Genomic DNA, 21,010 nt, shown 5'->3' on the forward strand with positions numbered 1-21,010 from the left:
CCCCTGGTTACCTTCGGTCGTGGCGAGTTGAGGAGCGGTTACGGCGGCCAGCCTTCCCCCGTCGCACCGGACCCCCGAACGGATGCGATCGCTCCCGTTCTCGCTACTCCCGGTAGTAGAAGTTCGACCGAAAGAGGAAGCCGTGTTCCGCCAGCGTCTCCTGAAGCTGCTGCCGGAGTCCACCCGCGAGGACCCCAGCCGCCTGACGCACGCCCTGGCCGCCGCTGCGGTGTTGGCCATGGCAACGATCGCCCCGACCACTCAGGCGCTCGCAGCACCCGCCCCCGAACCTGCGCCGGCCGCCGCCCCCGCGGCAGCCTCGCAGACCACCCCGTAACACCCGAAGACCGAAACGCCCCGAAGCCAGAGGTGGGCCGGACCGTTCCCCCGCGGTCCGGCCCACCTCTTCCCACTTCAGAGGCCTCTCGTCCCGGGGCCTTCTCAGCACCCCCTTGTCCGGGGCCCTCTTCGCGAGGTCAGCGGCGCCACCTGCTCCGGGAGGTGCGCCGCTTGCTCCGGAACGTGTAGTGCCCGGGGCCCGGCGTGTCGAAGGTCGTCTTGCCGTGCGTCATGTTCCGGCTGAACCGGCCGAGCTTGAAGCCCCACGACGTGACGCGCGCGTTGTGGATGTTGAGGTAGACCGGCCCCAACCTGAGCCTCCGGTGCAGGTGAAAACCCATGACTCGCACCTCCGCAGAACGTTCGCTCCGGCGCAGGCGAGCGGTACCCGCCGTGGCCGCCTTTCCTCCACCCCATCACACCACCGACGACCTCGGCCACGAAGACGATCTGCGCTGGATCCGGCTTTCCCGGCGGAGAACGGACTGCGATGAGAACCCCGCCTGCGGATGACCTGGGACTCGGTGAGGTGTTCGAGCCGGGACCGGCGGGCGCGTTACAGTAGCTTCCCTACTGCTGGGTAGGACCGCTGAGCGGGCCGTGTCGGAGCGCGGATTGCGCCGTTGTTCGAGGTCGATGGATGAACCGTTGGGTGGGCCGGCTGACGCGGGCGTGGTGGCGGTGGGCGCGCAACGGTGCCGCGATCACGGCGCGCACCCGGGAAGGACGCGCGTTCCAAGGGCTGGGGGCCCGCAGCCACCTGGCGTTCCCCCAGGGAGCGCTGACCGGGGCCGAGCGCATCCGCATCGGAACCGACTGCATCATCAACGAGCACTCCGTGCTCTCCGCCGGGCTGCCCGGCGCGCGGTTGGGCGAGGGCGATCCGATGATCGTCATGGGCGACCGCTGCGTGCTCGGGCGCAACTCCGAGATCCTGGCGATGTCGTCGGTGGTGCTCGGTGACGACGTGTGGACCTCCAGCCGGGTCACGATCGTCGACCACCACCACCGCCACGACCTCACCGACGTGCCCGTGGCGGTGCAGTGGCCGCTGCCGGTGCGGCCGGTGATCATCGGTTCCGGCACGGTGATCAGCACCGGGTCGGTCATCCTCGCCGGGGCGCAGATCGGCGAGAACTCGATCGTCGCCTCGGGCGCTCAGGTGACCGCCGGGGTCTACCCGCCCCACAGCGTGCTCGCCGGTGTTCCCGCGCGCGTCATCCGCACCCACGCCCCCGTCGAGGCCGACGTCGGGTGAACGACGTCCGGAGCCGGCAAGGACCTCAGCCGGACTTCGCCCTGGCGCGCAGCACGTTCTTCTGCAGCTTTCCGGTCGAGGTCTTCGGCAGCTCCCCGAAGAGGACCTGCTTCGGCGCCTTGAAAGCGGCGATCCGGGAGCGGACGAACTCGATCAGCTCCGCCTCGCCGGCCTCGGAATGCTCGCGCAGGCTGACGAAGGCGATGGGCACCTCGCCCCACTTCTCGTGCGGCGAGGCGACGACAGCGGCCTCGAGGACGTCGGGGTGCGCGGTCAGGGCGTTCTCGACCTCGATGGAGGTGATGTTCTCCCCACCGGAGATGATCACGTCCTTGATCCGGTCCCGCAGTTCCACGTAGCCGTCGGGGTGGCGAACGCCGAGATCACCGCTGCGGAACCAGCCGTCGAGCGTGGCGTTCTCGGTGGCCTCGGGATCGCGGTAGTAGCCGAGCATGACGTCGTTGCCGCGCAGCAGGATCTCGCCGGGCGTCTGCCCGTCGGCGGGAACCTCCTCCCCCTCAGGATCGGTGACGCGGACCGGTTCGGCCACCACGTTGGCGATGCCCTGCCGGGCGATCAGCCTCGCGCGGCGCTCCGGCTCGACGGTGTCCCACTCGGGTTGCCACTCGCAGACCACGGCGGGCCCGAACGTCTCGGTGAGCCCGTAGAGGTGGCGGATGTCGAAGCCGAGCTCGCTCATCCGCGCCAGCAGCGACGGCCAGGGCGGCGCACCGCCGGCGAAGACGCGCAGCACGTGGTCGAGTTCCCGGGCGTTGGGGTGTTCGGCGAGCATCGCCAGAACCGTCGGGGCGGCGCAGAAGTGGGTGATGCCCTCGGCGAAGATCGCCCGCCAGAGCTCCCCGGGGTCGACCTTGCGCAGGCAGTGGTGCACGCCGCCGGCCGCGGTCACCGCCCACGGGAAGCACCAGCCGTTGGTGTGGAACATCGGCAAGGTCCACAGGTACTGCGAGGAGGTGTCGAGCTTGGCGTGGTAGGCCATCGCCAGTGCCTGCAGGTAGGCGCCCCGGTGGTGGTACATGACGCCTTTGGGCCGACCCGTGGTGCCGCTGGTGTAGTTGATCGACAGCAGGGACCGCTCGTCGGTGACCTCCACTCGGTGCGGGTCGGCGGAGTCGACGAGCTCGTCGTAGGAGGAGGAGTCGATCACCGGGACCGACGGTTCCCCCAGCACCTCGCGGTACTCGGCGTCGACCAGCACCAGGCTCGCCCCGCTGTGGTCGAGGATGTAGGCGATCTCGGACGGGGCGAGGCGAGTGTTGAGCGCGACCAGCACCGCACCGGCCAGCGGGACGCCGTAGTGCGCCTCCAGCAGCAGGTGCGTGTTCGGGGACAGCACCGCGACCCGGTCACCGGGCTGGACCCCGCGTGCCGCCAGCAGTCCCGCCAGCCGTTGCGCCCGGTCCCACAGCTGCGAGTAGGTGTCCCGGCGGTCGCCGTCGACGACCGCCGGACGGTCGGCGAACACCGCCGCCGCACGTTCCAAGAAGGACACCGGACTCAGTTCCCGAAAAGCGATCCCGGTCAACGCGTAGCCTCCCTCTCACCCGTCCTCGGGGTGCGCGGAGCATAACCACCCGGATCGTCCCGGGGCGAGACCTCGACGGACCGCCACGGCGGTCGAGCACTTGTCCCCACGAGGAGGTGCCGCCGACCGCACCGGGCGTTCAGGCCCGCGCGGACCGGCGGCACGGGGGACTCATCGCGGCCGGCTCACGGCGAGAGCTCTTCGAGCGTGCGCCCCTTGGTCTCCTCGGCGAACACGGCGGTGATCACCGTGGCGACCAGGGTGATGCCGCCGATCAGCGCGAACACCGTCGACAATCCCGTGCCGCCCGCGTAGACCAGGGCGACCAGGATCGGCCCGGTGATGATGCCCAGCCGGTTGAAGACCCCGCCCAGGCTGCAGCCCAGCGCACGGCTGCGGGTCGGGTACAGCTCGGGGGTGTAGAGGTAGAGGCTGATGTTGGCCGCGAAGCTGAACATCGCCGCGAAGGCCGAGAACACGGCGAGCTGGCCCGCCGATGTCACGCCCAGCACCGCGAGCACGCCCATCGCGACCGCGGTGCCGCCGAGGCCGACGCTGAGCACCGCGCGTCGGCCGAACCTGTCGATGGTCAAGGCGGCCAGCACGCAGCCGACGAGCCCGGCCACCGAGGCCAGCGTGCTGCACCAGAGGGCGGTGCTGATCGACAGCTGGAACACCTGCTGGTAGAGCGTCGGCAGCCACGACGTCAGGCCGTAGTTCGCCAAGTAGCCGACGAACCAGACCATCCAGACCACGAGGGTTCGCCGCCGGTAGCGACCGGTGAACAGGTCGCGCAGGACGCTGGTGCCGCTCGACCCGGCGTCCTCGGCCGCGACCACCCGCGAGGGGGCCGGCAGGTCCTTCCCGGTGGAGGCGCGGACCGCCCGCTCGATCCGGTCCACCACCTCCCGTGCCCGCGCGTGCTGGCCGCGCGCGACCAGCCAGCGCGGCGATTCCGGAACCTTGCGCTGCAGGAAGAACGCGGCGACGCCGGGAACCGCGGCGACCAGGAACAGCGCGCGCCAGCCCCAGTTCGGCACGATCCACGCCGAGGCCAGCGCTCCGACGGTGAGCCCGGCGGGGAAGACCACCTCGTACATCAGCACGAAGCGTCCGCGCTTCTTGGCACGGCTGATCTCGGCGATGTAGGAGGCCGCGGTGGGCACCTCCCCGCCGATCGCCAAGCCCTGGACGAAGCGCAGGACCAGGAACGGCAGCAGCGCCGGGCTCAGCGCCATGCCGAGGTTGCCGAGGGCGGTGATCACCACGCACAGCGTGATCACCCGGACCCGGCCGATCCGGTCGGCGAGCCAGCCCGAGGCCAGCGCGCCCAGCAGCATGCCGACCGATCCCACGGTGAGCGTGGTGGTGGCACCCGCGGCCGACAGCCCCCACTCGCGGGAGATCTCGGGCAGCGAGAAGGCGATGAGCAGCTGGTCGAACGCTTCGAAGAAGGTGACCACGCCGATGATCAGCCGGATGCTCACGTGCCAGCGCGACATCGGCAGCCGTTCCAGCCGGGCGGCGATGTCGTGCTGAGCGGCCAGGTCTGGGGCCGAGGTACTCATGCGTCCCTCCTCTGGGACACGCATGCCACGAAGGGAGCGTGACATGGCAGGGTAAGCGCCTGTGTGCTGCGGCGAGCCGGGTGGTCTCGCTGTGCGGCCTCCTGGGTCCGGAGGCCTGTTGGTGGGACGGCTGCAGACGGGTGCGCTTCAGCCGATCCGGGAGTCGATGAGTCGGACCGCTTCTTCCCACGAACCGCGCCGCTCCGCTCCGTCCAGCGGCTCGCACCCGGCAACTCCTCCGAGCCGGTGCTCGGCTGCGGCCCGGGTCGCGAGATCACCGCTGGTGCCCACGCCGAGCACGGCGGTGGCGCGCGCCGGGAACCCGAGGCGGGTGCTGAGGTGGTCGAGCGCACCGGCGACGTCGGCGGCGAGGTCCTCGGGGTCGAGCAGGGACATCGCGGCGTGCGCGGTGTCCGGGTGTTCCGGGCGGAACTCCTTCCCGCCGGTCTCGTAGTACAGGTAGGGAGCCACCGCGACGTAGCCGCGGCGGGCCAGGGCGCGGCAGCCGTCCTCGATCGGTGCGGTCAGGCCGTAGGCGTCGTGCAGCACCACCACGGCCGCGCCCGCTCGGGTGCGCGGGAAGCGGACGAACAGCGGTGCCGCGGTGCGCAGCACCCGGCGGCCCCGGTTGGCCGGTCCGTGAGCGTGGTGGTGGGCCGGTTCGGTGGACATCGCTGCGCCTCCTCTAGCTGGGCACGTGCACCGGGGGCACGAACGGGGACGGGGTGGGCTCCAGCGCCGTGACGTCGACCTCGACCACGTGCGGGCCGTGTTCGGCGACGGCCTTGGCGAAGACCTCCCCGAACGATTCCGCCCTGTTGACCAGCGCGTGCGGGATGTCCAGCGCCTCGGCGAGGCGCCCGAAGTCCGGGGTGAACAGGTCGACGCCGGAGCGCCGTCCGGCGTGCGCGTCCTGCATGTTGCGCAGCACGCCGTAACCGCCGTCGTTGAACACCACGAGCACCAGCCACGGCTGCTCCTGGGCGAGCGTGGCCAGTTCGCCGAGGTGCACGGCGAGCCCGCCATCACCGGCGAGCACCACCGTCGGCGCCTGCGGCACGCCGAGGGCGGCGCCGAGGCCGTGCGCCAGGCCTTGGCCGATGCCGCCACCGACCGGGAAGACGTTGGTGCTGGGCGCGTAGATCTCCAGCAGCCGGTTGCCCCACTGGCTGGAGGGGATCGTCACGTCCCGCGCGATCACCGACTCGGTGGGCAGAGCCTGCCGGATCGCATCGCAGAGCAGCGCGTACTTGCCGATCGCGGCGCGCAGTTGCGCGCGCACCGCGGAACGGGTGCGGGCGACCTCCTCCTGCCAGTGCCACTCCGCACCGGCGGAGCCGGACAACTCGGCGATGAGCTGCGGCAGCACCTCCTCGGCTGTTCCGACCACGCCCACCTCGGCCGGGTAGGCGCGGCCGATGGCGTCCGGGTCGACGTCGATCTGCACGTGTCCGGCGGGCAGCGGCAGCGCGTAGTGCCGGGTCTCGTTCGAGCGGAAGTGGGTGCCGATGGAGATCAGCAGGTCGGCGTCGGCCAGCAGCGGAGCGGCCTCGGGGTTCGCGGCGAAGTTGCCGATCACCAGGTCGTGGTCCTCGGGCACGCTGCCCCGGCCGGAGTTGCTGGTCAGCACACCGGCCCGCAGGAGTTCGGCGAGCTCGCGCACCTGCGGGCCCGCCGAGGCACCGCCCCCGCCGACCCACAGCAGCGGTCGTCGCGCGGAGCGGATCCGCTCGGCGGCCTCCCGGACCGCGGCCGGGTCGACCGGCGGCCCGGCCGCGCCCTGCTCGGCCGGGCACGGCTCGACCTGCTGCGCGGCGTACTGCAGGTCGATCGGCCACTCCACGCTGGCAGGTCCGGAGGGGACGGACAGCGCAGCCCGGACCGCGTTGCGGAGGGTGGTTCCCGCTGTTCGCGCGCAGCGGACCTGGTCGGCGTGCTTCGACACGGCGGTGAGCATCCCGAGCTGGTCCTGGGTCTCATGGATGACACCGCGTCCCTGGCCGAGGAACGGGGAGTCGATCTGGCCGGTCACGTGCAACACCCTGCTGCCGGCGGTCAGCGCTTCCACCATCGCGCCCGCCGCGTTGCCCGCGCCGGTGCCGGTGCTGGTGATCGCCACGCCGAGGCCGCCGGTGGCGCGGCTGTGACCGTCGGCGGCGTTGACCGCGGCGGCCTCGTGGCGCACCGGCACGAACCGCAGCTCGCGGCTCACCGCTTCCACCAGCGGGAGGTTGTGGACGCTGACCACGCCGAACGCGGTGTCGACGTCGTTGTCGCGCATGACCTGCACGAGCAGGTCACCGCCGTGGGTTGGGGTCATGGGAGTCCTCTTCGGGTTCTACAGGGAGCGGGCGACGCCGCCGCCCACGTCGATGGCGGTGCCGGTGAGGTAGGAGGCGCGCGGCGAGAGCAGGGTCAGGACCGGGAAGGCGACCTCCTCCGCCGTGCCCAACCGGCCCAGCGGGATGCCGCGGTCAGCGGCCAGTTCCGCGCTCCAGGCCGCGAAGTCCAGCGCAGAACCGGATCGCTCGTAGCGATCCCGCCACTGGCCGGTGTCGATCAGCCCCAGGCACACGGAGTTGACCCGGACACCTTCCTCGGCGAGATCACCGGAGAGCGTCTTGGTGAGGTTGAGCAGCGCGGCGCGCGCCGCGGACGTGGCCGCCAGCCGGCCCTCGGGCTGGCGAGCCAGGATCGCGTTGACGTTGACCACCGACGCGGCGTCGGACTCGCGCAACCACGGTCGCGCGGCCCGGAGCACGTGCAGCACGCTGAAGATCTTCAGGTCGAGCTCCTCGCGCCACTGCTGCTCACCGGTGTCGTCCCACCGCGCCATCAGCGAACGACCGGCGTTGTTGACGACCCCGTCGAGGCCGCCGAACACCTCGGCCGACCGCTCGACGAACCGCTGCACAGCGCGGTCGTCGAGGACGTCGCACGCTCCGAGGTGCAGGTTGCCGGGCGGTCCGTCGAGCGCTGCCTCGAGCTTGGTGACGTCGCGCGCGCAGGCGGCGACGTTGGCCCCCTCGGCGAGCAGCATCCGCGCGGTGGCCAGCCCCACGCCGGAGCTCGCGCCGGTCACCAGCACGGTGCGGCCGGTCAGGCCCAGGTCCATGGGTACTCCTCTTCATCGGCAGACGAATCCGCCGTCCACCAGCAAGGTTTGTCCGGTGATGTAGGCGGCGGCGTCGGAGAGCAGGAACCGCACCGCTCCGACCAGGTCTTCTGGCTGTTGTGGTCGGGGCAAGGCCCGGTTGATCCGGTAGAGGTCGTGGCGCTCGGCCGGAACCGCTTGCGTCGCTTCGCATTCGGTGATGCCGGGCGCCACCGAGTTCACGGTGATCCCGTCGGGTCCGGCGTCTCGGGCCATGGCCCGGGTCATCGCCACGATCGCGCCCTTGGACGCCACGTAGTGGGCCAGCCGTGGCGGGCCGTAGAAGGCGACGTCCGAGGCGATGTTGAGGATCCGGCCCTCGCCCCGGGCCCGCAGTTGCGGGTAGAGCACCTTGGACACCAGCCAACTGCCGCGCAGGTTGACCGACATGATGCGGTCGAACTCGTCAACGCCGATGTCCTGGAAGTGCTTGCCGCCGACGCCGTCGGCCAGCGCGGCGTTGTTGACCACCGCGTAGGCTCCGCCGAGCTCGGCGACCCGGTCAGCGAGCCGCTGCACCGACCCGGCGTCGGAGACGTCGGTGTCCACCCGGTGCACCGGCACGCCGTGGTCGGCGAGCTCGACGACGGCGCGGGCCGCGAGGTCCGGATCGCGCTCGGCGATCACCAGGTGCGCCCCACCTCCGGCGAGGTCGTGGGCGATGGCCAGTCCCAGACCCCGCCCTGCGCCGGTGACCACGATCAGCTTCCCGCTCAGCACGGCACCCCTCCCCTGGCGTCGACCTCCGCGAGGAAATCCCGCACGGCGGCGTTGAACTCGCCTGGCTTCTCCTGGTTGGCGGCGTGCCCGGCGTCGTCGATCTCGACGAGGCGGGCGCCGGGGATCCGTTCGGCCAGGGCCCGGCTCTCGGCCACACCGGTGACCTGGTCCTCGGTGCCGACGACCACCAGCGTCGGGGTGACGACCAGCGGCAGCCGGGCGGAGTGGTCGGTCGCGGCCATCACCCGGGCGGCGTTGCGGTAGCCGGGCAGCCGCACCCGCGACATCAGCGCGGTCACCCGCTCCACCACCGGCTGCTCGGCTCCGGACGCGGTCAGCCGCGGAGCCCGCACGGCGGCGAAGGCGCCCGCTCCGCGGGAGCGCAACTCCTCGACCCGCGCGCCCATCGCTGCGCGGCCCTCGGTGGTCCGGCCCGATCCCCGCGAGGAGTCGGCCAGCACCAGTGATCGCAGGAGCTCCGGTGCCCGGAGCGCCACCCGGGTCGCGATCACCCCACCCCAGGAGACACCGAGCAGGTGCGCTGGTTCGGCGTCGACCCCGTCCAACACGGCGATGACCGCGTCGGCGTAGGCGTCCAGGTCGGGTTCTCCGGGGAGGTCGGCGGACCGCCCGTAGCCGGGTGCGTCCCAGGCGATCACGCGGTGCCGGTCCGCCAGTCCGGCGAGCTGCGCGTCGAACGCCTCCGCCGCGCCGCCGATGCCGTGCAGCAGCACCAGGGGCGTGCCGGAGCCGGCTTCGACGACGTCCACATCGGACACCCTCGTGCGGATCACGCGAACGCCCCGGTGGGTGCGGCGAGACGCGCCACGGCGGTGAGCACCGCGTGCGGGACCACGCCGCTGGTGGTCGGGTTGCTCGGGGACGGGTGGTTGCGGACCTCGAACCGGTAGTCGCCCGCCCTGCCTTCGGCGGTGATGACGTGGCTGGTCAGCGACGCGTCCGGGTCGGCGACCACGGTGGCTTCCACCAGGTCCCAGTCGCCGATCGCGAGCGCCACCGAGGCCGCGACGTTGGCCGAGGCCGGGAACGCGGCCGTGACCTCGCGGGCCGGAGCCCGCATCAGCTGCACCGGTTCGGCGGCGGTGCGCAGCCGCTCGGCGGCGGGCTCGTCCATCCACGCCTGGACCAGGGCGGGCGCCTTCTTCGTGGTCACGATCCGGACCGCGTCGAGGCCACCCGTCCGGGCGGCCGCGGCGAGCACGTCGAGACCGCCGATCGCGCCGCTGCACAGGTGCAGCCGCCCGGGGCCGGTGTCGCGCAGCTTCGCCAGCAGTGCGTCGTCGGCCAGCGCCCCGACGGACACCACGAGCAAGTCGGTGCCGGCGGCCACGACGTCCGGGCCGAGGGCGGCGAGCGCGCGCTGCCCGGCGCATTCGACGACCAGGTCCGCCTGCGCGGTGGCCGATTCGACGTCGAGGACCGGAAGACCCGGCGGGTCGGTCTTCTCGGCGTGCACCACGCCGACGAGCTCGGCACCGGGGACCTCTCCGGCCTGCAGCGCGTGCGCGACCACGCTGCCGATCGCGCCGCACCCGAGGATCGCCACCTTCATCGCCGCACCCACTCCCCGTAGCCGGGGTCGGGCTTGCCCGCCATGTGCGCGCGGGCGTCCTTCGACGGCGGCCCGGCGGTGCCCCACTGGTCGGACAGCTCCGCGGTGCGCCGCCAGACGCGGCACAGCCAGGCGTCCTCCTCGACCTGCGCGACGTCGGAGGTGTACTCGCAGACCAGTCCGGCCGGATCGGCGAAGTAGGAGAACGTGTTCGAGCCCGGGCCGTGCCGTCCCGGCCCCCACAGCGGGGTGATGCCGTTGTGCTTGAGCCGCCCGATACCGCGCATGAAGTGGTCCATCGACGGCATCTCGTAGGCGACGTGGTTGACCGAGGTCCACTCCGCCTGGTTGAAGGCGATCACGTGGTGGTCGGAGTTGCACCGCAGGAACGCCATCTGGTGCTCCGACCAGTCCGAGATCCGCATGCCGAGCACCTGCGTGTAGAAGTCGCAGGCGAGGTCGATGTCCACGGTGTTGAGCACGACGTGCGCGACCTTGCGCGGCACCGCCGGCTGACCGTCGGGGTCCTGCGGGACGACGGCCTCGACGTTGCAGGACAGCTCGACCAGCCGGCCCTCGGGGTCGACGAAGCGCAGCCCGTACCCACCGCCGATCTGCTCCAGCGGTCCGGGTTCGGCGAGCATCGGGACCCCGAGGTCGGCCAGCCGCTTGCCGGCGAGGTCGATCTCGGCTGGGGTGCCGACCGCGAAGGCGATCTTCCCCAGTCCGTTGGTCTCGGCCTGCCGCAACTCGACGATGTGGTGCTCCGGTCCGGTTCCGCGCAACCACGCGGCCTCCCGGTCGGTTTCGACGGGCGTGAGCCCCCAGACCTCGTGGTAGAACTCGGCGGCTTCGGTGAACCGCTCGGTGCGCAGGCTCACCGAGCGCAGCGACCGCAGCTTCACCACCGGTTCCGCGTCGGGGAATCGCATGGGGTGCACTCCAATCAGCGGGCCGCGGCCGCGCGGGTGGGTTGGCGGTCGGCGAGAGCAGCGGCCTGGCGCCGGGCTTCAGCGCGCACCACCCGTCGCAGCCGGACGAGGGCGATGTCGTGCTGGTAGAGGTTCTCCCGGGACCAGGCGTCCGACGGCATGCCCTCGGCCATCGCCCGGTCCTGCTCGAGCACCTGCCAGTGCCGTGCCTCGAGCCGCGTCTTGTAGAGGAACCGCCAGCTGTCCCGCTCCCAGCCGCTGACCTTGCGGCAGCGCCAGAAGAACCCGGCGTGCTGGTGCTCGTTGATCGCGGTGACGCAGGCGACGATCGTGAACGGCCCGCCCGGCCCGGCGGTGGGCGGGTACGGGATGTCGAGGGTCACCGACTGGAGGCCGCCGGTGTCCACCCACTCCGACCAGTCGAAGTTCACCCCGCGCTGGTCGGTCTTCTCGAAGACGAAACCCGTGTCGGTGTCACGGATCTGGAAGGCCGCCTCGCGCTTGCCGGTGTGCATGGTGTGGCTGTTGCGGTGCAGGAACGCGCCGTGCATCGGGTCGAGCAGGTTGTCCAGCGACAGCAGGTAGGAGGCGTCCCACTCGACGTAGCACAGGAAGTTCTCCCACTCGCCGCCCGCGATCGGTGCGGGCACCTGCAGCGGTGCGGGTTCGGCGTCGTCGTCGGCGCCGAACCAGGCGAAGATCGCCCCGGCGTGCTCCTGGGCCGGGAAGGTGCGCAGTGCCTTGCGGCCTTCCAGCGCGCATCCCGGGCTCCCCGGCACCGAGGCGACGACGCCGTCCCCGTCGAGCTGCACGCCGTGGTAGTTGCACGCGATCCGGTCGCCCATGTGCACGCCCATCGACAGGCGCGCCGCCCGGTGCGGGCACCGGTCCTCCTGCACGTGCACGGCACCGGAGACGTCGCGCCACAGCAGCAGTTCCTCACCGGCGCGTTCCAGGCGGGTCAGCTCACCCGGACGCACCTGGTGCGACGGGCACAGCGGGTACCAGCGGTCCCGCAAGCCGAGCAGCAGGAGCTCGTCCTCGTCGTGGAGCACGGGCATGGTCAGACCTCCTTCGCGCCGAGACGGGCGAGTTCGCTGGTGAAGCTCCGCTCGGTCCAGTCGGCACCGTCGGCGGGGCGGACACCGGTCTCGTTGAGCGCGGCGACGATGCCCGGCAGGTCGTGCACGCCCCTGCCATAGATCGCCTCGAGCTCGTCGGCGAAGGCGTCCGCGTAGCTCGTGGTGGACCCGCGCCGGGTCTGCACCGGCTCCAGGTTCAACGGCATGTCAGTTCTCCTCAGTGCTCGAGCGCGCACCAGTTCCCGGTCCCCGGCCCACGACGGCACGACCGAGCTCGGTCAGCGCCGCGGTCGTCCGGTGACCGGGGAACGAGGTCCCGGCTGGGTGCAGCAGGCCGGTGCGCACCAGTTCTCGGACGGCGCCCTGGTCGCAGCAGGGCAGTCCGTCGACGTACAGGTCGGGTTCGCGGCTGCGGGTGATCTCGGCCGTGCCGCGGGCGACCGCCCTCAGCACCGCCAGGTGGCGGTGGTGCAGCGGCGCGACGGGAGGTCGGTCGGTCACAGGTCCAGCACCAGCTCGGCGGAGCGGCAGCGGGAGACGCAGATCATCATCGTGCCGCCGGCTTCCCGCTCGGCCGGGCTGAGGACGAAGTCGCGGTGGTCCGGCTCCCCGCCGAGCACCTTGGTCTCGCAGGTGCCGCACACGCCTTCCTGGCAGGAGCTCGGCACCGGTACCCCGGCGGCGGACAGCGCGTCGAGCACCGAGACGTCGGGCCCGACCGGCACCCGCGCCCCGGAGGCGGCGCACATGACCTCGAACCCCTCGCCCGGAGCGGACTCCGGCGCCTGCGGTGCCCGGAACCGCTCGACGCGCAGGACCGACGGGTCGGGCAGCGCTGCTTCCACGGCGCCGATCAGCGGTTCGGGGCCGCAGCAGTACACGACCGTCCCCGGCGTCACCTCGGCGAGCTCGGCGCGGAGGTCGGGTGGACCGCCGTGCTCGTCGTCGGCGTGGACGCGGACCCGGTCGCCCCCGATCTCGCGCAGGTCCGGGAGGAAGGCCATGCTCTCCCGCGAACGTCCGCAGTAGAGCATCCGCCAGTCGCCGCCTCGCGCGGCGAGTTCAGCGGCCATGGCCCGCACCGGGGTCACCCCGATCCCACCCGCGATGAGGAGGTGGCGCTCGGCCGGCTCGAGCGGGAAGTTGTTGCGCGGCCCCTCGACGTCGAGCAGGGTGCCGGCGGTCAGCCGCTCGTGCACCCAGCTGCTGCCTCCGCGCGAGTTCGGCTCCCGCAGCACCGCCACCGTCCAACTGCGACGGTCGGCCGGGTCACCGCACAGCGAGTACTCCCGCGTCATGCCGTTGGCCAACCGCAACGCCAGGTGCGCCCCGGGTTCCCACGCCGGGAGGTCGGCTCCGGCCGGGTCGCGGAACTCCACCTGCACCACACCCGGTGCCAGCCACGTCGTGCTGTGCACCCGGACCGTGTGCGCCATGCCCCTCACCCCGAGTTCCCTCGACACTTCTCAGTCGCGCGTCACGCCGTGCACCGGCGAGGTCGCCGGGTAGGTGGGCAGCTGCGGCTTCTGAGCACCGATCACCACGCAGAACAGCGCGTCGGTGTCACCGACCGCCTTGAGGCTCCGCGGCACGCCCGCGGGAACCCTGATCAGATCGCGGTAGCCGAGCACGCGGGTCGCCGTCCTGGTGCCGTCCTCGGCGTCGTGCACGCTGACCTCGAGCTGGCCCTCCAGCACGAAGAACACCTCCTCCACGTCGTGGTGGGTGTGCTCCGGGCCGATCGCGCCCAGCGGCAGCCGCATGTTCGAGAAGGTGAAGTGCTCGGATTGCAGCGCGCGGCTGTCGCCGTCGTGGTTGCCGGTGGCGCCGGAACCGATGTAGCGGATCTGCGCGCGGCGGAACTCGTCCCCGGCCTTGGCCTGGAAGGCGAGGGTGTCCCAGTCCTCGTGGCGGCTCTCGCGGGAAGCGATGCAGGAGTCGATCAGCGACTCGAGCTCAGTGTGCGCCTTGGCGTCTGCCGTGGTCATCAACGACCTCCAGAATCTCTTAGAGGTAAGCAAGCGAACGCTGAACAGTATTGCCAGAACGCTGTGACCTCCGCAACCGTCTCGCGCAAATTCCCTGGTAGATCACCATGTTTTCGCAGGTCATCACGCTGCGGCACGCGCGGCGGACGAAGAGTTTGTCGCCGACTTTGCCTTAGCAGTAAGGTAAGAGCTCACGAATCCCGAGCTGGAGGTGCAGCATGGCAAGTTCCGAGGTGCCGGACGAGATCCACGTGGCGGGGCGCTGGCGCACCGGCCGCGGCCGCCCGCTGGGGTGCGTCGACCCGGCCACCGGCGAGGTCATCGCGGAGCTCACCGCGGCCTCGCCCGACGACGTCGACGAGGCCGCACGAGCCGGGGCCGCCGCAACCGCCGAGCCCGAGTGGCGGGACCTGTACCCGCACCAGCGCGCCCGGCTGCTCACGCGCGTCGGTGACCTGGTCGAGCAGCACGCCGAGGAACTCGCCCGCCTGCAAACCCGCAACACCGGCAAGGCGCTCGCCGAGACCCGGGCGCTGGTGGCCAGCGCGGCGGGGACCTTCCGGTTCTACGCCGCTGCGCTGGAGACCACCGAGACGCCGTTGACACCGCAGCGCGGCCCGTACCTGACGATGGGCGTGGCCGAGCCGATCGGCGTGGTCGGCGCGATCACGCCGTGGAACTCCCCGATCGCCAGCGACGCGCAGAAGATCGCTCCGGCACTGGCGGCCGGCAACGCCGTGCTGCTCAAACCCGCGGAAGCCACTCCGCTGGTGTCGCTGGCGCTGGCCCGACTCCTGGTGGACGCCGGTGTGCCGCCCGCGCTGGTCTCCGTGCTGCCGGGCAGGGGTTCGGTCGTCGGCGAGGCGATCGTCCGGCACCCGCTGGTGGGCAAGGTGTCCTTCACGGGCGGCACCGACACCGGACGCCTCGTCGGCCGCCTCGCCGCCGACAAGTTCATGCCGCTCACCAGCGAGCTCGGCGGCAAGTCACCGACGATCGTGCTCCCCGACGCCGACCTCGACCAGGCCGTGGCGGGGATCCTGTACGGGATCTTCTCCTCCAGCGGGCAGAGCTGCATCGCCGGCTCCCGCATCTTCGTGCCGGAGCAGCTGCACGGCGAGGTCGTCGACCGGCTGGTCACCGCTGCGCAGCGGCTCCGCGTCGGCCCGGGCACCAACCCGGCCAGCCAGGTGGGCCCGCTGGTCACGTTCTCCCACCGCGACCGCGTCGCCGCGCTGGTCGACCGCGCTCGCGAGGAAGGCGCTCGCGTGCTCTGCGGCGGTCGAGTTCCTGATGATCCCGACCTGGCCGCCGGCGCCTATTACCTCCCGACCCTGTTGGACGGGCTCACCAACGACTCCCGGACCTGCCAGGAGGAGATCTTCGGACCGGTCGGCGTGGTGCTGCCCTACCGCGACGAGGACGACCTGATCGCGCAGGCGAACGACACGGTCTTCGGGCTGGCCTGCGGGCTCTGGACCCGCGACTACCGACGGGCCTGGCGGATCGCGCGGCGCATCGACGCGGGCACGGTGTGGATCAACACCTACAAGCAGTTCAGCATCTCCACCCCGTTCAGCGGGATGAAGGCCAGCGGCGTGGGCACCGACAAGGGCCGCGACGCGATCCTGCAGCACACGCGGCAGAAGAGCATCTACTGGGGACTCGACGAGGACCCGCTGCCCTGGGCCGGGTGAGCAGCTCGCCGCAGGACATACCCCTGGGCGTGCCGAGCGGCGGCGTGGTCGAGCGAGCTCTCCAGGCGGCTCAACAGGTCCGCGAGGCGGTCGCGCTCGGTCTCGGTCAACCCGGTCAGCATGTCGCGCTCGTTGGCGAAGTGCGCCGCGGTGACCTCGTCGGTGAAGCTCAGGCCTTCCTCGGTGAGCTGCACGTGGACGGTGCGCCGGTCGTGCGGGTCACGATCGCGCCGCACCAGCCCGGCGGCTTCGAGCTTGTCGACGCGCTGGGTGATGCCGCCCGTGGTCACCAACGCGGCATCGGCCAGCTCCCCGGCGGTGCGCCGGTAGGGCGGGCCGGCACGGCGCAGCGACGCCAGGATGCTGAAGCTGGCCATCGTCAGGTCGAACGACTGGAAGATCCGGTTCAGCTGGTCCTGGTAGCGGTGGTAGGCGCGGTGCAGGCGACCGAACACCGCCATACCGGAGGCGTCGACGTCAGGGACCTCGCGCCGCCACTCCTCCAACATGAAGTCGACGGCGTCCGGTCGGGACCGGTTGCGACGTACCACCTTTTCCCCTTCCCGGGGTCCGAGGAAGCTGCGCGGCTAAGAATAGCAGGACTAAGGGATTCGCAGTCGCGAACGCGCGCGGCCGAGTCGCTCCTGGTCGAGACGGGTGGGGAAGTCGTCGCTGGAGCCGATGTCGGGCGCGCGGTCGCTACCGCGCGGAGCTCGGCGTCACCACCGTGCGGGAGGTGGCGCCGTGGACGTCGTCCGTTGGCAGCGCGGGGAGCGGCCACCCGCGCCTGGGGAGACGTGAGAACCGGGTGGCAGGCCTCTCAGAACTCGAAGCCGCCGGGCTTGCCGTTGCGGTCGGCGATGAGCCCCGCGAGCGTCGCGATGGCGATCTCCGGCGGCGTGCGGGAGCCGATGTTGAGCCCGATCGGCCGGTGGACCCGCTTGATCTGGGAGTCGTCGACGCCGAGGTCGCGCAGCGCCTGGACGTGCGGACCCTCGTGGCGGGGGTTGCCCATCACGCCGATCCAGCGAGCCTCGTGCTGCAGGGCGTCGCGCAGCACGGGTCCGAGCTCGTCGCGGTGGTGGTCGGTGACGACCACGTCGGTGCCCGGGCTCAGCTCCGGCACCTCGGCGAGCGCGTCCAAGCCCTCAGCGCGCTGCGGGTCGGGTTCGATGAGCAGCGTGGTGTAGCCGAGGTCCCGGCCGTAGCGCAGCAGGTGCTCGGCGACCGGTGAGGCGAAGACCGCCGCCAGCACTCGCTGTCCGGTTTCGACTGGCACGTCACCGTGCGCGACCGCGCACGCGGCATCCTCGGTCATGAGCCAAGCATGCCAGCCGCCCCAGACCGCGACCAGGTCGGGACGTGGATCACCGGATCACCGAGCGGACAGGGACGAACGGCTCAGCACGCGACGTCGGTCGCCGCCTCCCGCCCCTCGCCCGTTGGAAACCCGTCGTGCTCGCCCAGCGAGCAGTCCTGCCACTCGGCAGGACCGACCCGTGGAGCCCTTCGCATGCGACCCTCCCACCACGGTGGCGACGCTCGACCCTGGACGCTCCGGTGCTCGAGCGACCGACCGCGGTGGTCCGGCTAGCCACGACCGGGCCGCGCCGAAGCCCGCGACGCGGCCCGGTCGCCGAAAGCGCCGCGACCACCTCAGCGGCAACGCGCGGTCGAGAAGGGTGCGATGGCGTTGGTCCGCTCCCCACTGGTCCCGGCGGAAGGAGCCCGACCTCGGCTGCACCGGCCGCTCGGTGCGCTGTGAGCTGACCCCGAACGGCCAACGAGCATGTTCGCTCTTACGAACGCGTCATCGTGGCCAAGTAGGCGGGCACGTCGACCTGGGCCCCGTCCGCGACGCCGAAGACCTCGGCGTGTTCGCCGCGCGCGATGCCCCGGTACGTGCTCGGGCGGATCCGTTCGACACGCCAGCCGTCGGTGAACGCACGTGCGAAGGCCGACTCGGGGACGCGCGGGCCCAGGGCGGGTTCGACGTCGGCCAGCGCGAGCACGTGCACCGTCGCTCCCGACCTGCACACCCCGTGCAGGCTGCGCGCGTAGCGCTGCTGGTCCTCCTCGCCGAAGACGTGGAACAGCGCGCTGTCGACCACCGTGTCGTAGGGCCCGCCGGTGAGCGCGAGCGCGTCGGCGACCGCGAAGCGCCCGGACACGCCGCGGGCGGCGGCGCCGGCCTCGGCGAGTTCGATCGCGTGCGGCGCGGCGTCCACGCCCAGCACGTCGTAGCCGAGCTCGGTCAGCAGGATCGTGTGCTCCCCGGTGCCGCAGCCGGGGTCGAGCACCGCTCCTCCGATCTCACCACCGCGTTCGAGGTCGACCACCGCCGGTTGTGGCGCGCCGATGACCCAGGGTGCGGTCCCCATCACGTAGGCCTCGTCGAATACTGAGCGGTCCACAGACGTTCCCATGACGTGCCCCCTTCGCAAGAGCTGGTCTGACAACCCTCCAACTTCCACTTAGCTGGAGGTCAAGCAGCCGGGGCGCTGAGACCTACGACGTGACACGAACCACTCCACGATCAACTGGGAATGAGAGAGCCCTCGCTTATGTTGGTTGATAGCGACAGGCTCAAGTAGTTGGCGGCGATGCAGAGCAACACCGCCACGAGGAGGTAAGTAATGGCGACGTTCTTCGGACCGGTCGGTGGCCCGTTCGACGAGTACTTCGCGCGCTTCTTCGGGGCCGAGGACGCCACGGCCGGCTCGCGCCGCATCGACATCACGGAGCTGATGACGGAGCAGGCGCAGCAGCTGGTCGGCGAGGCCGCGAAGTTCGCCCGCGACCGCGGGCAGAGCAGCCTCGACGCCCTTCACCTGCTGTGGTCGGCCGCCAAGCAGGAGCCGACCCGGGCGCAGCTGGAGCAGCTCGGCGTGGACACCGAGTCCTTCGCCAAGCAGGTCGAGAGTCACCTGCCGGCGGTCGCCCGCCCGGTCGACGAGGAGTCCGTCTCGCTGACGCTGGCCGCGCGCACCGCGCTGGCCGACGCCCACCGGGTGGCCCGTGCCCTGGGCTCGACCTACATCGGCCCGCAGCACGTGCTGCTGGCGCTGTCGGCGAACCCCGAGACCGAGACCGGTCGGCTGCTGGGCACGGCGGGTGCCGGTCCGGAGGCGCTGCGCGCCGCCGGTCAGCAGCCCGCTTCGCAGCAGCAACCCCAGTCCAGCCCGAGCCGCGGCGAGACGCCGACGCTGGACGAGTACGGCCGTGACCTCACCGAGGCGGCCCGCGAGGGCGGCCTGGACCCGGTGATCGGTCGCGCCGACGAGATCGAGCAGACCATCGAGATCCTGTCCCGCCGCACCAAGAACAACCCGGTCCTGGTCGGTGAGGCCGGTGTCGGCAAGACCGCGATCGTCGAGGGCCTGGCCCAGCGCATCGCCTCCGGTGACGTGCCCGAGGTGCTCACCGGCAAGCGGGTCGTGCAGCTGGACCTCTCGGCGATGCTGTCCGGCACCCGCTACCGCGGTGACTTCGAGGAGCGGATGACCAAGGTCATCGACGAGATCGCCGCGCACAGCTCCGAGCTGGTCGTGTTCATCGACGAGCTGCACACCGTCGTCGGCGCCGGCGGCGCCGAGGGCGCGATGGACGCGGGCAACATGCTCAAGCCGCGGCTGGCTCGCGGTGAGCTGCACGTCGTGGGTGCCACCACGCTCGACGAGTACCGCAAGAACATCGAGAAGGACCCGGCGCTGGAGCGTCGCTTCCAGCCGGTCCAGGTGCCCGAGCCGAGCGTGGACGACACGATCACGATCCTGCGCGGGTTGCAGGAGCAGTACGAGCAGCACCACAAGGTCAGCTACACCGAGGAGGCCGTGGAGGCCGCCGCGAAGCTGTCCCACCAGTACATCAACGACCGCTTCCTGCCGGACAAGGCGATCGACCTGATCGACCAAGCCGGTGCCCGCAAGCGCCTCAGCGCCGGCGGTGTCGTCGACGACGGTGAGCTGCGGGCCAAGGTCGAGCGGCTGGAGCAGCTGAAGAACGAGGCGGTCGGGCAGGAGGACTACGAGCGCGCCTCCGCGCTGCGCGACGAGATCAACGGCGTCCAGGCGAAGCTGGACCAGGGCGTCTCGGGCGTGCTCGAGGTCGGCCCGGCCGACATCGCCGAGGTCGTCTCGCGGGCGACCGGTGTGCCGGTGTCGCGCCTGACGGCCGAGGAGAAGGTCCGCCTGCAGAGCCTCGAGTCGGAACTGCACCAGCGGGTGATCGGCCAGGACGACGCGGTGCGGGCGCTGGCCCGCGCGGTGCGCCGTTCCCGGAGCGGTCTGGGCGACCCGAACCGCCCGGTGGGCAGCTTCCTGTTCCTGGGCCCGACCGGTGTCGGCAAGACCGAGCTGGCCAAGGCGCTGGCGGAGTCGCTGTTCGGCGACGAGCAGCGGATGACCCGGCTGGACATGAGCGAGTTCCAGGAGCGGCACACGGCCAGCCGCCTGGTCGGCGCCCCTCCCGGCTACGTCGGGCACGGTGAGGCCGGTGAGCTGACCGAGGCCGTGCGGCGCAACCCGTACTCGGTCGTGCTGCTCGACGAGATCGAGAAGGCGCACCCGGACGTGTTCAACACCCTGCTGCAGGTCCTCGACGACGGCCGGATGACCGATGGACAGGGCCGCACGGTGGACTTCAGCAACACGGTGCTGATCATGACCAGCAACCTGGCTTCGGAGGTCGTCTCCAGCGCGGGCGGCAAGATCGGCTTCACGGCCGGCAGCCCGACCCAGGACCTGGAGGACCGGGTCATGCCGAAGCTCAAGGACGCGTTCCGGCCGGAGTTCCTCAACCGCATCAACGAGATCGTGGTGTTCAAGCGCCTCGACGGCGAACAGCTGCACACCATCACGCGTGCGCTGCTGGCGACCACCACGAAGCGGCTGGCCGACATGGGCATCGAGGTCGAGTTCGACGACTCGGCGGTGTCCTGGGTCGCCGACCGCGGCTACCAGCCGGAGTTCGGTGCTCGGCCGTTGCGCCGTGCCATCGAGCGCGAGGTCGACGACCGGATCAGCGACCTGATCCTGGACGGCCGGCTCACCGAGGGCACCCGGCTGCGGGTCACCACCGGCGAGGACGGCTTGGACTTCCAGGTGGACGCCCCGGTCCCGGCCTGAGTGCGCAGGTGAACCGAAGATGTGGAG

The 21,010-nt window shown here is 71.6% G+C and carries 21 protein-coding genes; 3 read left to right on the plus strand and 18 right to left on the minus strand.

What is annotated here, in order from left to right; translation table 11 throughout:
- Positions 1 to 476: 476 nt before the first annotated feature.
- A complete protein-coding gene (locus tag EIL87_RS02820) occupies positions 477 to 680 on the minus strand; it encodes a DUF4236 domain-containing protein (RefSeq protein ID WP_125088557.1) in 204 nt (67 codons plus the stop codon).
- Positions 681 to 979: 299 nt separating this feature from the next.
- Between EIL87_RS02820 and EIL87_RS02825 the strand changes: the two genes are divergently transcribed.
- Positions 980 to 1,597: an acyltransferase gene (locus EIL87_RS02825; protein WP_125088558.1), complete on the plus strand. Its 618-nt coding sequence runs from the start codon at positions 980 to 982 to the stop codon at positions 1,595 to 1,597.
- A gap of 25 nt (positions 1,598 to 1,622) precedes the next feature.
- Here the strand turns inward: EIL87_RS02825 and EIL87_RS02830 are convergent, their stop codons facing one another.
- From EIL87_RS02830 to EIL87_RS02895, 14 genes are all read right to left on the minus strand, one after another.
- Positions 1,623 to 3,110: an acyl--CoA ligase family protein gene (locus EIL87_RS02830; protein WP_233575974.1), complete on the minus strand. Its 1,488-nt coding sequence runs from the start codon at positions 3,108 to 3,110 to the stop codon at positions 1,623 to 1,625.
- Between the two features lie 218 nt (positions 3,111 to 3,328).
- Complete coding sequence (locus EIL87_RS02835) at positions 3,329 to 4,711, minus strand: MFS transporter (RefSeq protein WP_125088560.1); 1,383 nt, start codon at positions 4,709 to 4,711, stop codon at positions 3,329 to 3,331.
- Positions 4,712 to 4,858: 147 nt separating this feature from the next.
- On the minus strand, positions 4,859 to 5,383 hold the full coding sequence (locus EIL87_RS02840; protein ID WP_125088561.1) for a dienelactone hydrolase family protein: 525 nt from the start codon (positions 5,381 to 5,383) through the stop codon (positions 4,859 to 4,861).
- A gap of 13 nt (positions 5,384 to 5,396) precedes the next feature.
- Entirely contained in the window at positions 5,397 to 7,031 is a 1,635-nt protein-coding gene (locus EIL87_RS02845) for a thiamine pyrophosphate-binding protein (protein WP_125088562.1), read from the minus strand.
- Positions 7,032 to 7,049: 18 nt separating this feature from the next.
- Entirely contained in the window at positions 7,050 to 7,826 is a 777-nt protein-coding gene (locus tag EIL87_RS02850; protein WP_125088563.1) for an SDR family oxidoreductase, read from the minus strand.
- Positions 7,827 to 7,838: 12 nt separating this feature from the next.
- On the minus strand, positions 7,839 to 8,585 hold the full coding sequence (locus EIL87_RS02855; protein WP_233575975.1) for a 3-oxoacyl-ACP reductase family protein: 747 nt from the start codon (positions 8,583 to 8,585) through the stop codon (positions 7,839 to 7,841).
- On the minus strand, positions 8,579 to 9,379 hold the full coding sequence (locus EIL87_RS02860; protein ID WP_233575976.1) for an alpha/beta fold hydrolase: 801 nt from the start codon (positions 9,377 to 9,379) through the stop codon (positions 8,579 to 8,581). The genes EIL87_RS02855 and EIL87_RS02860 overlap by 7 nt, the downstream gene beginning before the upstream one ends.
- Positions 9,376 to 10,158 carry an aspartate dehydrogenase domain-containing protein gene (locus tag EIL87_RS02865; protein ID WP_125088564.1) on the minus strand — a complete coding sequence of 261 codons (783 nt, stop codon included), beginning with the start codon at positions 10,156 to 10,158 and terminating at the stop codon, positions 9,376 to 9,378. The genes EIL87_RS02860 and EIL87_RS02865 overlap by 4 nt, the downstream gene beginning before the upstream one ends.
- On the minus strand, positions 10,155 to 11,090 hold the full coding sequence (locus EIL87_RS02870; RefSeq protein WP_125088565.1) for a VOC family protein: 936 nt from the start codon (positions 11,088 to 11,090) through the stop codon (positions 10,155 to 10,157). The genes EIL87_RS02865 and EIL87_RS02870 overlap by 4 nt, the downstream gene beginning before the upstream one ends.
- Positions 11,091 to 11,104: 14 nt before the next feature.
- Complete coding sequence (locus EIL87_RS02875) at positions 11,105 to 12,151, minus strand: aromatic ring-hydroxylating oxygenase subunit alpha (protein WP_125088566.1); 1,047 nt, start codon at positions 12,149 to 12,151, stop codon at positions 11,105 to 11,107.
- A 2-nt stretch (positions 12,152 to 12,153) separates the two neighbouring features.
- Positions 12,154 to 12,378, minus strand: a complete 225-nt coding sequence (locus EIL87_RS02880; protein WP_125088567.1) for a recombinase-like helix-turn-helix domain-containing protein — start codon at positions 12,376 to 12,378, stop codon at positions 12,154 to 12,156.
- A gap of 1 nt (position 12,379) precedes the next feature.
- Complete coding sequence (locus tag EIL87_RS02885) at positions 12,380 to 12,673, minus strand: hypothetical protein (RefSeq protein WP_125088568.1); 294 nt, start codon at positions 12,671 to 12,673, stop codon at positions 12,380 to 12,382.
- A complete protein-coding gene (locus tag EIL87_RS02890) occupies positions 12,670 to 13,608 on the minus strand; it encodes a PDR/VanB family oxidoreductase (RefSeq protein WP_125088569.1) in 939 nt (312 codons plus the stop codon). The genes EIL87_RS02885 and EIL87_RS02890 overlap by 4 nt, the downstream gene beginning before the upstream one ends.
- A 30-nt stretch (positions 13,609 to 13,638) precedes the next feature.
- Positions 13,639 to 14,160 (minus strand): cupin domain-containing protein, encoded by a 522-nt coding sequence (locus tag EIL87_RS02895; protein ID WP_125088570.1) that lies wholly within the window; start codon positions 14,158 to 14,160, stop codon positions 13,639 to 13,641.
- Between the two features lie 218 nt (positions 14,161 to 14,378).
- On the opposite strand from EIL87_RS02895, the gene EIL87_RS02900 reads away from it, so the two are divergent.
- Entirely contained in the window at positions 14,379 to 15,857 is a 1,479-nt protein-coding gene (locus EIL87_RS02900) for an aldehyde dehydrogenase (RefSeq protein WP_125088571.1), read from the plus strand.
- On the opposite strand, the gene EIL87_RS02905 is transcribed toward EIL87_RS02900, so the two are convergent.
- From EIL87_RS02905 to EIL87_RS02915, 3 genes are all read right to left on the minus strand, one after another.
- Positions 15,815 to 16,408 (minus strand): MarR family winged helix-turn-helix transcriptional regulator, encoded by a 594-nt coding sequence (locus EIL87_RS02905; protein ID WP_233575977.1) that lies wholly within the window; start codon positions 16,406 to 16,408, stop codon positions 15,815 to 15,817. The genes EIL87_RS02900 and EIL87_RS02905 overlap by 43 nt on opposite strands.
- Before the next feature lie 269 nt (positions 16,409 to 16,677).
- Positions 16,678 to 17,175 carry an XdhC family protein gene (locus EIL87_RS02910; RefSeq protein WP_125088572.1) on the minus strand — a complete coding sequence of 166 codons (498 nt, stop codon included), beginning with the start codon at positions 17,173 to 17,175 and terminating at the stop codon, positions 16,678 to 16,680.
- A gap of 481 nt (positions 17,176 to 17,656) precedes the next feature.
- The gene (locus EIL87_RS02915) at positions 17,657 to 18,283 is read right to left on the minus strand and encodes a class I SAM-dependent methyltransferase (RefSeq protein WP_125088573.1); all 627 of its coding nucleotides are present in this window, start codon (positions 18,281 to 18,283) and stop codon (positions 17,657 to 17,659) included.
- Positions 18,284 to 18,493: 210 nt separating this feature from the next.
- Here EIL87_RS02915 and EIL87_RS02920 point away from each other — a divergent pair, with 210 nt between their 5' ends.
- Positions 18,494 to 20,983 carry an ATP-dependent Clp protease ATP-binding subunit gene (locus EIL87_RS02920; RefSeq protein ID WP_125088574.1) on the plus strand — a complete coding sequence of 830 codons (2,490 nt, stop codon included), beginning with the start codon at positions 18,494 to 18,496 and terminating at the stop codon, positions 20,981 to 20,983.
- Positions 20,984 to 21,010 lie beyond the last annotated feature (27 nt).

The sequence above is a fragment of the Saccharopolyspora rhizosphaerae genome, assembly GCF_003931915.1.
Classification (GTDB): Bacteria; Actinomycetota; Actinomycetes; order Mycobacteriales; family Pseudonocardiaceae; genus Saccharopolyspora; species Saccharopolyspora rhizosphaerae.

Excerpts from the sequence above, each read along its gene's own strand:
- EIL87_RS02820 (WP_125088557.1), bottom strand. The coding sequence starts at position 680 with ATGGGTTTTCACCTGCACCGGAGGCTCAGGTTGGGGCCGGTCTACCTC.
- EIL87_RS02825 (WP_125088558.1), top strand. The coding sequence starts at position 980 with ATGAACCGTTGGGTGGGCCGGCTGACGCGGGCGTGGTGGCGGTGGGCG.
- EIL87_RS02835 (WP_125088560.1), bottom strand. The coding sequence starts at position 4,711 with ATGAGTACCTCGGCCCCAGACCTGGCCGCTCAGCACGACATCGCCGCC.
- EIL87_RS02840 (WP_125088561.1), bottom strand. The coding sequence starts at position 5,383 with ATGTCCACCGAACCGGCCCACCACCACGCTCACGGACCGGCCAACCGG.
- EIL87_RS02845 (WP_125088562.1), bottom strand. The coding sequence starts at position 7,031 with ATGACCCCAACCCACGGCGGTGACCTGCTCGTGCAGGTCATGCGCGAC.
- EIL87_RS02850 (WP_125088563.1), bottom strand. The coding sequence starts at position 7,826 with ATGGACCTGGGCCTGACCGGCCGCACCGTGCTGGTGACCGGCGCGAGC.
- EIL87_RS02865 (WP_125088564.1), bottom strand. The coding sequence starts at position 10,158 with ATGAAGGTGGCGATCCTCGGGTGCGGCGCGATCGGCAGCGTGGTCGCG.
- EIL87_RS02870 (WP_125088565.1), bottom strand. The coding sequence starts at position 11,090 with ATGCGATTCCCCGACGCGGAACCGGTGGTGAAGCTGCGGTCGCTGCGC.
- EIL87_RS02875 (WP_125088566.1), bottom strand. The coding sequence starts at position 12,151 with ATGCCCGTGCTCCACGACGAGGACGAGCTCCTGCTGCTCGGCTTGCGG.
- EIL87_RS02880 (WP_125088567.1), bottom strand. The coding sequence starts at position 12,378 with ATGCCGTTGAACCTGGAGCCGGTGCAGACCCGGCGCGGGTCCACCACG.
- EIL87_RS02890 (WP_125088569.1), bottom strand. The coding sequence starts at position 13,608 with ATGGCGCACACGGTCCGGGTGCACAGCACGACGTGGCTGGCACCGGGT.
- EIL87_RS02895 (WP_125088570.1), bottom strand. The coding sequence starts at position 14,160 with ATGACCACGGCAGACGCCAAGGCGCACACTGAGCTCGAGTCGCTGATC.
- EIL87_RS02900 (WP_125088571.1), top strand. The coding sequence starts at position 14,379 with ATGGCAAGTTCCGAGGTGCCGGACGAGATCCACGTGGCGGGGCGCTGG.
- EIL87_RS02910 (WP_125088572.1), bottom strand. The coding sequence starts at position 17,175 with ATGACCGAGGATGCCGCGTGCGCGGTCGCGCACGGTGACGTGCCAGTC.
- EIL87_RS02915 (WP_125088573.1), bottom strand. The coding sequence starts at position 18,283 with ATGGGAACGTCTGTGGACCGCTCAGTATTCGACGAGGCCTACGTGATG.
- EIL87_RS02920 (WP_125088574.1), top strand. The coding sequence starts at position 18,494 with ATGGCGACGTTCTTCGGACCGGTCGGTGGCCCGTTCGACGAGTACTTC.